Annotated in this window: 5 protein-coding genes; 4 read left to right on the top strand and 1 reads right to left on the bottom strand. The window is 68.6% G+C overall.

What is annotated here, in order from left to right; all coding sequences use genetic code 11:
• Positions 1-134 precede the first annotated feature (134 nt).
• The 4 genes from ACFU5K_RS30850 (at position 135) to ACFU5K_RS30865 (ending at position 4,553) form a co-directional block, all read left to right on the top strand.
• On the top strand, positions 135-1,082 hold the full coding sequence (locus ACFU5K_RS30850) for an ABC transporter ATP-binding protein (RefSeq protein WP_384067736.1): 948 nt from the start codon (positions 135-137) through the stop codon (positions 1,080-1,082).
• 47 nt (positions 1,083-1,129) lie between these two features.
• Positions 1,130-2,113: an ABC transporter permease gene (locus tag ACFU5K_RS30855; RefSeq protein WP_384067739.1), complete on the top strand. Its 984-nt coding sequence runs from the start codon at positions 1,130-1,132 to the stop codon at positions 2,111-2,113.
• Between the two features lie 397 nt (positions 2,114-2,510).
• Positions 2,511-3,872 (top strand): MFS transporter, encoded by a 1,362-nt coding sequence (locus ACFU5K_RS30860; RefSeq protein WP_384067741.1) that lies wholly within the window; start codon positions 2,511-2,513, stop codon positions 3,870-3,872.
• Positions 3,873-3,899: 27 nt separating this feature from the next.
• A complete protein-coding gene (locus tag ACFU5K_RS30865) occupies positions 3,900-4,553 on the top strand; it encodes a TetR/AcrR family transcriptional regulator (RefSeq protein WP_384067744.1) in 654 nt (217 codons plus the stop codon).
• Between the two features lie 216 nt (positions 4,554-4,769).
• On the opposite strand, the gene gndA is transcribed toward ACFU5K_RS30865, so the two are convergent.
• Positions 4,770-6,209 carry an NADP-dependent phosphogluconate dehydrogenase gene (gene gndA, locus ACFU5K_RS30870; RefSeq protein ID WP_384067747.1) on the bottom strand — a complete coding sequence of 480 codons (1,440 nt, stop codon included), beginning with the start codon at positions 6,207-6,209 and terminating at the stop codon, positions 4,770-4,772.
• Between the last annotated feature and the right edge of the window lie 554 nt (positions 6,210-6,763).

Here is a 6,763-nt window from a genome sequence, read left to right on the forward strand (position 1 = left end):
CAGCGGATACCCCCTGCCCGAACAGCCAGATCATCTCGCCGACCGCCAAGACAACCCCGAAACGATCACTCCGGAATCAAGCCGGTGGATCCAGGTTGAATCTTCCCTACAGAAAGACCACAGGCCAGTACGTCATGACCGAATCCCCCAGGGGCCACGAGGCCCCTGCCGTCCCCGCGATCGAGACCGTCGGACTGGGACGGCGCTACCGGCGTGGGTGGGCGCTGCACGACACCTCTTTCCGCCTTCCCGCCGGGCGCGTCTGCGCACTCGTCGGCCCCAACGGCGCCGGCAAGACGACTCTGCTGTCCATGGCCGCCAATCTGACCGAGCCGACCAGCGGCACGATCGCGTTGTCCGGCCACCATCCCGGCAGCGCCGAAGCCCGTCAGGGCACCGCCTTCCTCAGCCAGCAGAAAGCCCTCTACTCGCGCTTCCGCGTGCACGAGATCCTCCGGATGGGACGAGAGCTCAACCCCACCTGGCACCAGGAGACGGCCGAGTCGGTCGTCGAGGCCGGCGGCATTCCCATGAGCGCCCGAGTCGGCACTCTCTCGGGCGGGCAGTCCACACGCGTCGCCTTCGCCCTGGCTCTGGGCAAACGCCCCCTGCTGATGCTTCTGGACGAGCCCATGGCCGACCTGGATCCCCTGGTTCGTCACCAGATGACAGAACTCCTGCAGGAAGAGGCCCGGAGGAACGGCTCAACCGTCGTGATGTCCTCCCACCTGGTCTCAGAGCTGGAGAGCGCCTGCGACTACCTCGTGCTGATCAACAGCGGAACGGTCCGCCTGGCCGGCGAGGTGGACGTCCTCCTCGCACAGCACCGCCGGCTCGCCACGGGCTCCCTCGACGAAGCACGTCACCGGCAGGGCCTCGACGGACACACGGTGATCGCGACGTCCGCCGGAGACGGGCAGATCACCTCGCTGGTCCGGACCGACCCGACACTGCCGCCGGACTCCGGCCTCATCCCTCCCACGCTCGAGGAACTCGTGATCGGCTACCTCAGAACGCCCGACGCGCCGACTCTGCTCGCGCCGAGCGCACAGGTCGCCAGCGGCAGCGAGGTGGCGGCGTGAAGACCGGTGACCAGCAGACACGAGACCGACCCCGCCGCGGCCCTAGGTTGAGCGGACTGACCTGGCTGATCTGGCGTCAGAACCGCACCGCTTTCTGGATCGGGCTCGCGGCCGCAGCCGCACTCGCGGTCTACGCCGTCATCCAGCACCACAACGTGGCTGAGGCCGTCAACGCACAGCACCTGCAGGCCTGCCATGCGCACTCGGACTCGGTCGACTGCGCAAGAGACATCGTGGCGTTCAAGCACGACTACCAGAACCCGATCCGGCGCCCGCTGCAGGCGATGCTCCTGCTCCCCTTCCTGTTCGGGCTGTTCCTCGGTGGCCCGCAGCTCGCGCAGGAACTGGAATCCGGGACATACCGTACGGTCGCCACGCAGTCCGTCACCCGCATGCGCTGGTTCATGGCGAAGCTGTGTGTGCCCCTGGCCATGGTCGTGATCATCAGCTGCGTCATGGCAGCCGCCATGACCTGGTGGTGGCATCCGATCGTCAAGACGGCCGGCTACCAGCTGTGGCAGTTCTGGTACCCCTTCTACGGAGTGGGGCCTGTCGTCGTCGGCCTGAGTGTCCTGCTCTATCTGCTGGGCATGACAATGGGGCTCTTCCTGCGCCGCACGGTCCTGGCCATGGGCGCCACGCTCGCCCTCGGCGGTGGGCTCTTCGCAGTGATCGAGTGGGTCCGCCCCTACCTCCTCCCCCACCACACGGCAATCCGCCAGCACACAACCACGCCACCGGTCCCCGACGACGCCTGGCTCGTGGCGGACGGCCCGCTGTCTCCGGACGGCCGGCACGTGCCCGAAGCCTGGGACTGCTTCGCCGCCGAGCACCTCGGCCACTGCCTCAGCTCTCACGGCATCTCGGGACGCTGGGCCGAATACCATCCCGTCTCGGACCTCTGGCCCCTGCAGTGGGCGACGACGGGCGCGTGCCTGCTCCTGGCGGTCGCGCTCATCGCCATGTCGGCGTGGTGGGTACGCAATGGATTCAGCGGCAGGCTGCGTAAGACCCCTGCGGGTCGGCCGTAACAACGCGCGGCCCGCTCCTGTCCACATCGCGTGATGCGGAGGCCGCAGGTCACGAAGAGGGGCGGCGCGAGCCCGTCGACACGACGTACGCAGGTGTGAGCGCGGTACGCCAACCGGTGTACCGCGCTCACACCTGCCCCGGTACAGGTGACTCCCGCAGCCGACTCCTCCGGCTGCAGAAGCTGCACACCTGAAGCTCCACAGTGCTGCGCGTCACCGGCAGGCACTCACCACCATCACGTCGCCATGACGTAATGACCGGAGTCGAATGCACACAGTGAGGTGATCGCGGGCGCCACTCGCCGTGCGACGCGACTCACAGCATGAAAACCCTCGTTGCTAGACAGACCTGTCTACTATGGAGCCAATCCTGTCCGTCCAGCACCGAGGGTGATTCATGAGAACCGCGTCCGTCGCCACTCGAGGGACCCCCGCACACAGCTCGCCCAGGCGCGCTCCGGCGCATGCCGCGCGGGACGGCCGGGCCCTGGGGCCGGCCGCTTCCTTGGGCCTGCTCGCCTCGATCCTGGTGTCGCTGCTGGCCGCGTCGAGCGCGCCCACTCCGCTCTACGCGATCTACCAGGCGCACTGGGGATTCTCACCGATCACCATCACCGTCGTGTTCGGTGTCTACGCGGTGGCCGTGCTGGCATCGCTCCTGATCTTCGGAAAGTTCTCCGACCACGTGGGCCGACGCCCCGTTCTGCTGGTCAGCCTCATCGGGCAGGCCGTCGCGATGATCGTGTTCGCCACCGCCGGCGGAGTTGGCTCGCTCCTCGTCGCCCGCGTCATCCAGGGGATCAGCACAGGTGCCGCGGTCGGGGCCCTCGGTGCCGGGATGCTCGACATCAACCCCCGCAAGGGAGGCTTCCTGAACTCCCTGGCGCCCACACTGGGCACAGCCAGCGGCGCGTTGGTCTCCGGGCTGATCGTGCAGTATCTGCCCGGGCCGACCCGGCTCGTCTACTTCGTGCTGCTCGGCGTGTTCGTGCTCCAGGCGTTTGCCGTGCTCGGCCTGCGTGAGACCGCGAGCCGCAAGCCGGGCGCACTGGCCAGTCTGGTCCCCGAGATCAAGATGCCCAAGTCCGCACGCGCTTCCGTGGTGACGGCGGCACCTGTCCTGTTCGCGGTATGGGCGCTGACCGGCCTGTACGGAGCGCTGGGACCTGCCATCACCCGGACCCTGGTGCACTCCAGCTCCGTGGTGTGGGGCGGCCTGCCCCTGTTCGTACTCGCCGGATCCGCCGGACTGTCCGTGCTGGTCCTGCGGACCAAGGCGACGCGCCGAGTCATGCTGATCGGAGTGAGCACCCTGGTCGTCGGCGTGGTGATCACCGTGGTCTCGATAGCCGCGGGCAACGGCGGCACGGCCTCCGTGGTCGGCTTCTTCGTGGGAGCCGCTGTCTCGGGGTTCGGTTTCGGCGGCGGATTCCAGGGCGGCATCCGGCTCGTGATGCCACAGGTCGAGCTGCACGAACGTGCCGGGATGCTGTCTCTTCTCTACGTGGTGTGCTACCTGGGGCTGGGCCTGCCGGCCGTGATCGGCGGCGTCCTCGTGGTGCACGGCGGGCTGGTGCTGACCGCGAGGGAGTACGGTGCGGCAGTCATCGTGCTGGCTCTCGCTGCGCTTCCCGGACTGTTGCGCAGCGGTCGGCGGGCGGAGCCGACGGCGCGAACCGTGGTTCCCGCCGGTGTCCCTTCCGAGGACACGGCCCAGGCCGAGGACCATCGACTCGTAAGTGTCGTAGAGGTAGAGTAGACAGAACTGTCTGAAGGAGTGATGGCCATGGCGCCCAGAGCCGGGACCAAGTCGTCGGCGCGTGAGCGTCTGCTCGAGGCCGCTGACGAGCTGTTCTACCGCCAGGGCGTGCAGACCGTCGGCATCGACCGGGTGATCGAGCACGCTGGTGTGGCCAAGGCATCGCTGTACAACACCTTCGGCAACAAGGAAGGTCTTGTCTGCGCCTATCTGGACCACCGCAGCGTCCGTATCCGGGATCGGATCACCCGTACTCTGACCCGCTTCCGGACCCCGCGCGAGCAGCTCCTCGGAGTCTTCGACGCACAGGGCGAGGCGTTCACCGAAGCCGGATACAACGGTTGCGCGTTCGCCCGGGCGACTGCCGAGGCGCCGGAGAACAGCTCGGTCAGACGCGCCGCCGAAAGCAACAGGTCATGGCTGCGCACTCTGCTCACGGCACTTGCCACAGAGGCGGGATACGCGGCGCCCGAGGAGCTGGCCCGCCAGTTGCACCTCTTGTACGACGGTGCATCGCAGTCCGCACGGATGGATCGCGACCCCGCCGCCGCCACCACCGCGCGCGCCGCCGCGAGCGTCCTGCTGGACGCGGCGCCACTCGCCGCGCCCGCCTCAGGACCAGCGAGCCCCTCCGCCGCGGAAGGCAGCCAACGAGGGACCGGGACAGCGACGACGGGTTGATTTCCCCTCGCGTCACCTTATGAGTGCCATCGGGCGGGAGAATCTCCGTCGGCACCACCTTTCGGAGCCAGGAGGCATGACGCGGTGTGCTGGGCAGCCCTCTCCCCCGGGGCCGGTCGGCCAGCGCTCGCCGGCCGCCGAATCGACCGGGAACTGTTGCACCGGGCTGGCGCCGGTCGGCGCAGCCCGGTGCAGCTCGAGCCGAGGGCAGGCTGCCTACGCCGTCACCTCGGACCGGTCTCCGCCCCACAACGTATGGAACGAACCGTCCCGGTCCGTACGCCGGTAGGTGTGCGCGCCGAAGAAGTCCCGCTGCGCCTGGGTGAGCGCGGCAGGCAGCCGCTCCGCGCGCAGAGCGTCGTAGTAGGCGAGGGCCGCCGCGAAGCCGGGTGCTGGGACGCCCTGCCGGGTCGCCGCGACCAGTACCTCACGCCAGTCGTCCTGGGCCCCCGCGATCTCCTGGCCGAACGTCTCGTCGGCGAGCAGACTCGGCAGGTCGGGCCGGCCGTCGTAGGCGGCGCGGATACGGTCGAGGAAGGCCGCGCGGATGATGCACCCGCCGCGCCAGATGGAGGCGACGGAGCCGAGGTCGACATTCCAGTCGTACTCGTCACTACCGGCGGCGATCTCGTGGAATCCCTGCGTGTACGACACGATCTTCGACGCGTACAGCGCCTGCTCGACCCGGTCGGCGAAGGCCGCGGCTTCGGACTCACCGAGCTGCTCGGCCCTCGGTCCGGCGAGCCCACGGGAGGCCTCGCGCAGATCGGCGTGCCCGGACAGCGAGCGCGCGAAGACGGCCTCCGCGATGCCGGAGACCGGGACGCCGAGGTCGAGCGCGATCTGGACGGTCCAGCGGCCGGTGCCCTTCTGCTCGGCACGGTCCTGGACCACGTCCACGAACGGCTTGCCCGTCACCTCGTCCACGTGGGACAGGACTTCGGCGGTGATCTCGATCAGATATGAGTCGAGGCGCCCGGTGTTCCAGGTGCGGAAGATGTCCGCGATCTGCGAGGGCGAATACCCTGCCACCTCACGCAGCAGTTGGTAGGCCTCACCGATCAGCTGCATATCGGCATACTCGATGCCGTTGTGCACCATCTTCACGAAGTGCCCGGCACCGTCCGGGCCCACATGCGTCACGCACGGCGAGCCGTCCTTTGCCTTCGCGGAGATCTTCTCCAGCATGGGACCCAGGGACTCGTACGACTCCTTGGAACCACCGGGCATGATGCTCGGCCCGTTGAGCGCGCCCTCCTCGCCACCGGAGACGCCGGTACCGACGAAGTGGATGCCCTGTTCGCGCAGTGCGTGCTCCCGACGGCGGGTGTCCGCGAAATGCGCGTTGCCGCCGTCGATGATCATGTCACCGGGTTCGAGGAGCGGGGCGAACTCCTGGATCACCGCATCAGTCGGATCCCCGGCCTTCACCATGATCACCAGGCGGCGCGGTCGCTCCAGCGCTGCGACGAACTCCTCTGCGGAGGTGGCCACCACGAAGTCGCCCTCGTGACCGAACTCCTCCGCGAGAGCTTTCGTCCGGGCGACGGTCCGGTTGTGCAGCGCAACCGTGTAGCCGTTGCGGGCAAAGTTCCGGGCGAGGTTGCGCCCCATGACCGCGAGGCCGGTCACGCCGATCTGAGCTGAAGTACTCATGCGATTGGCTCCTAGTGTCCTGCTGTGCGTGGTGCTGACGGGTTCCCGCCGAGAAGGGCCACTCGACCATCCTGACGTGCTGAAACCCTGGACGCATGTCCTGGTCCGGCAGAAGTCGGTACGCGTCGCGCGGCTCGGTGGTTCAACGAGCGGATGTCGGGTCCGCGTGGAGAAGCCGGATCCGGCGGTCTGGGACCGGTGGGCAGGCCGCCCGGAATCTTCGGATGTTCCATTCGCACCGCGTACCCCGCGCCCGGTGCCGGCACCGGCGGGGCTGCGCGCTTCGCGGGTCACGTGCCGGGCAGGCGTACGGGAGCCTGATCGCTCAACCGGGGGTCACCACATGCCCCGACAGACCGATGGCCGTTCGGCGGCGCCGTTGACACCGAAGGCCTGTCCGTCGTGTCGGGAATCGCCCGTGGCGGGCGGTTCGACTGAGGGGGCCGCCTCGCCAGGCGCCCCCCTCAGACCTTCAGACTGTGCAGCCGGCGTGTCCGTCAGACAGCACGGAGCGGGGCGAGCGCCGCGCTCCAGGCCTGGACCTGGTCCAGCGT

Origin of the sequence: Streptomyces sp. NPDC057428 (assembly GCF_042803195.1) — a bacterium.
GTDB lineage: Bacteria > Actinomycetota > Actinomycetes > Streptomycetales > Streptomycetaceae > Streptomyces.